This is a genomic window from Streptomyces sp. P9(2023) (assembly GCF_032436795.1).
Lineage (GTDB): Bacteria > Actinomycetota > Actinomycetes > Streptomycetales > Streptomycetaceae > Streptomyces.
This window is the reverse complement of sequence record NZ_JAUPWM010000076.1, coordinates 1-3,241: the sequence shown is the minus strand read 5'-3', so window position 1 is coordinate 3,241 and position 3,241 is coordinate 1. Positions and strand designations below refer to the sequence as shown.

Annotated in this window: 4 protein-coding genes; all 4 read right to left on the bottom strand. The window is 72.6% G+C overall.

All coding sequences use genetic code 11. The annotated features are described in order from the left end of the window. Nucleotide 1 precedes the first annotated feature (1 nt). A complete protein-coding gene (locus tag Q5762_RS36610) occupies nt 2–544 on the bottom strand; it encodes an RICIN domain-containing protein (protein ID WP_315896646.1) in 543 nt (180 codons plus the stop codon). A 171-nt stretch (nt 545–715) separates the two neighbouring features. Beyond that, nucleotides 716–2,032 (bottom strand): NlpC/P60 family protein, encoded by a 1,317-nt coding sequence (locus tag Q5762_RS36605; RefSeq protein WP_315896645.1) that lies wholly within the window; start codon nt 2,030–2,032, stop codon nt 716–718. A gap of 77 nt (nt 2,033–2,109) precedes the next feature. After that, nucleotides 2,110–2,379, bottom strand: coding sequence for a hypothetical protein (locus Q5762_RS36600; RefSeq protein WP_315896644.1), 270 nt, complete (start codon nt 2,377–2,379; stop codon nt 2,110–2,112). Nucleotides 2,380–2,404: 25 nt separating this feature from the next. Further along, complete coding sequence (locus Q5762_RS36595; RefSeq protein WP_315896643.1) at nt 2,405–3,130, bottom strand: TetR/AcrR family transcriptional regulator; 726 nt, start codon at nt 3,128–3,130, stop codon at nt 2,405–2,407. Nucleotides 3,131–3,241 lie beyond the last annotated feature (111 nt).

Below are 3,241 nucleotides of genomic sequence, written 5' to 3'. Positions count from 1 at the left end.
ATTACCAGTCCACGGCCTTGATGCTGAAGGACTGGTTGGGGTTGTAGGTGCACGTCCACAGCCGCGCGGGGGCGCCCGCCTGCGTGCTCCAGTCGGCTATCTCCAGGCACTTGCGCGGGGCGTACGCGTAGTCCATGGCGAGACTGGACTGGCCGCGGAAGACCTGGTTGAGGCCCCAGTGGCAGTCCCACTGGTTGGCGGTCGCACCGTTGTCGCGCCCCCAGCCGCCGATCTCCATGCACTTGTTACTGTTGACGTTCACGTAGTAGAACGCCCCGGGGTCATCCTCCTGGGAGTAGCGGTGCCATTTCTGGTTGGCGCCACCGGTGCAGGGCCACTGGCGGACGGCCGCGCCGTTCGCCGTGCTCCAGTTCGCCACCTCAAGACACTGGCCAGAGTGCTCCGCGCGGATCTCGACGGTGCCCACGTACCAGATGGACGGCGCGGCCTGGGCCGGAGCGGCCGAGACGCCGAAGACGAGGCCGAGGGATGCTGCAAGAACGAGCAGGCCGCGGCGGGCGCGGACGATCGGGTTGAACTTCATGGTCCTCTGCAATCAAGAAGGTTCCGGCCCGTGGCCCGGAAATCATTGTCATGATCGCATAAGTATTCGCATCAACTGATCTTTCCGGAACGCCACTTGATGCCACGAATCGGAACGCCTTCCTCCGTTCTGTCTGCTTCGGTGCGTCGGTCGTCGCCGGGTGAAGGGTGCTCAGGCCCCGCCCTGATCGAACCCCTCGTCCGCGCCGTCCGTGGCCCCCGCCGGAAGCTCGGGCGGCGTGTACGTCGTCAGGGCGACGGCCGTCGGGTCGGGGCGGACCGCGCCCAGGAGGGGGTTGGCGGCGATCGGGGACACCTTGACCTTGGTGCCCGGGCGGGGGGCCTGGACGACCAGGCCGTGGCCGAGATAGATCGCCACATGGGTGGCCTCGGGGAAGTAGACCACCAGGTCGCCCGGGCGCAGCTCGCGCAGCGGCACCCTCGGGAGGGTGCGCCACTGTTCCTGGCTGGTGCGCGGGATCTCCCGGCCCGCGCTCGCCCAGGCCTGGGAGGTCAGCCCCGAGCAGTCGTACGACTCCGGGCCCTCGGCGCCCCACACGTACGGCTTGCCGATCTGCCGCACCGCGTACCGCAGCGCCTCGCCGCCCGCCCGGGACGGGGTCCGGTCGCCGTCCAGGACGCCGGTGTCGAGCAGCTCGCGCTGGGCGCCGGCCGTCTGGGTCCGCTCCAGTTCGGTCAGCCGGGTGAGCTGGTCGGGCGGGAGCGAGGCGAGCAGCTTCTGCACGTCCTTGAGCCGCTGCTGCACGTCGTCGCGCTGCTTCTTCTGTCGCGTGGTCAGCGTCCGCTGCCGGTCCAGGGCCTTGCGGGAGGCGGTCGCCAGCTCGCCGGCCTTCTTCTCCGCCGCCGTGAGCCGGGTGACGGCGGTGGCCCGGTCGCGGGCCGCACGGTCCATCAGGTGGCCCTGGTCCAGGGCGTGCCGGGGGTCGTCGGAGAGCAGCAGCCGCAGGTACGGGGAGAACGCCGAGGCCGCCGCCCGCCCCTGGTACTGCTCCCTGGCGAGCCGGCCGGCCGCGTTCCGTCCCTGGGCGAGGCGCTCGCGGGCGCGGGTGAGGGCCTCGCCGACCTTCTTGGTGTCGGCGGTCTGGAGCCGCAGCGCCTCGTCGGTGGCGTTGTGCGCCTCGGTCGCCTGCTCAGCCTGCCGGTACAAGGTCTGGAGCCGGGTGAGGAGCGCGACGACCGAGTCCCCGCCGGGGGGCGGGAGTTCGGCGGCGTCCCCGGCGGGCGACCCCACGGGCGGGTCCGCCGGAGCCTCCTCGGGGACCTCCTCCGACGCCTCCTCCGACGCTTCCACCGCCGGGTCTACGGGCGCCTCCTCCGACGCTTCCACCGCCGGGGCTACGGGCGCCTCCACCGGTGCCTCCACCTGTGGGTCCGCCGGGTCGTCCGCCGTCGCCGTCGGGACCCCCGCCAGCGCCGTCGTCGCGGCGAGCACCCCCGTGCAGACCGTGCGCAGCAGCCTTCCTGACACGTCATCACCTCCACCGCGATGATGGCGGGGCTGTGCGGTCGGATGAGCTCACAAAGGGGCGAATCGGCCCAATCGGCTCACCCGTTCGGATTGGTCCAGGGCCACTTCGGCACGAACCGCTCGCGGCCCTCGGGGACGTACTCGTACACCCAGCCGCGCGGCAGCCCGAGCCGCTTGGAGTGGCCGGCCGGTTCGCGGCGGTAGGTGTGGACGGCCGGCGGGCCGCCGTCCGTGTCCGGGACCGGGACTTCGTACCACTTCGGCGGATGGCCGGTCGGTCCGACGAGGACGGGCAGGATCTCGCCGTCCAGGGGGCCGCCGCGGAAGGGCGTGTTCTCGCTTCTCACGGGACCAGTCTCGTCTACGCCGGTCTCATATGAGGTGCGCGGCCTCGCTCACCACGGGCGTCACCCGCCGCGCCAGCGTCCCGACCGGCCCCTCGGGGGTCTCCTGTGCGAGCATCCGCTTGACGACCCCCGCCGTCTCCTCGTCGGTCGCGGCCGTCGCCGCGAGCAGCGCGATCAGATGGTCGACCAGCCAGTCCCGCAGCTCGCCGGCCGACGGCCGCTTCTCCTCGTCCAGCCAGATCAGCGAGGCCGCCTCCACCGCCGCGATCCAGGTGCGGACCATCATCCGCAGCCGGGGGCCGGGCTCGGCCACCCCCAGGTGGACGAGGATCTGCTCCGCCGCCGCCCGCCGCACCTCGTCCACGATCGCCGTCGTACGGGAGGTCTCGGCGACGCTGCCGCCCTGGAGGAGGGCGCTGAAACCTGCGTCGTGCTCGTCCACGAAGGTCAGATAGCGGTCCAGGACCCGGGCGAGCCGCTCGGTCGGCGGGCCGACCGGCGGCTCGGCGAAGCAGCGCTCCAGCGCGTCGGCGGAGGAGCGCAGGGCCGCCTCGTAGAGCTGCTGCTTGCCGCCGGGGAAGTAGCGGTAGACGAGCGGCCGCGACACGCCCGCCGCCTCGGCGACGTCGTCGAGGGAGACCTCGTCGGGCGCCCGGTGCGCGAAGAGCGTCAGGGCGGCGGCGAGGAGCTGCACCCGGCGCTCCTCGACGGTGAGCCTGCGGTACGCGGGTGAGGCGGCGGGACTGGTCATGCCTCGCAGGGTAGCTCCGCGCGGTGACACTCAGGCCAACAGTCCGGAGGCTGTGCCTGATGTGCGGCTCCGCCGCGTGGCCAGAGCCGCCGCCCCAGGCGGCTGGCAGGC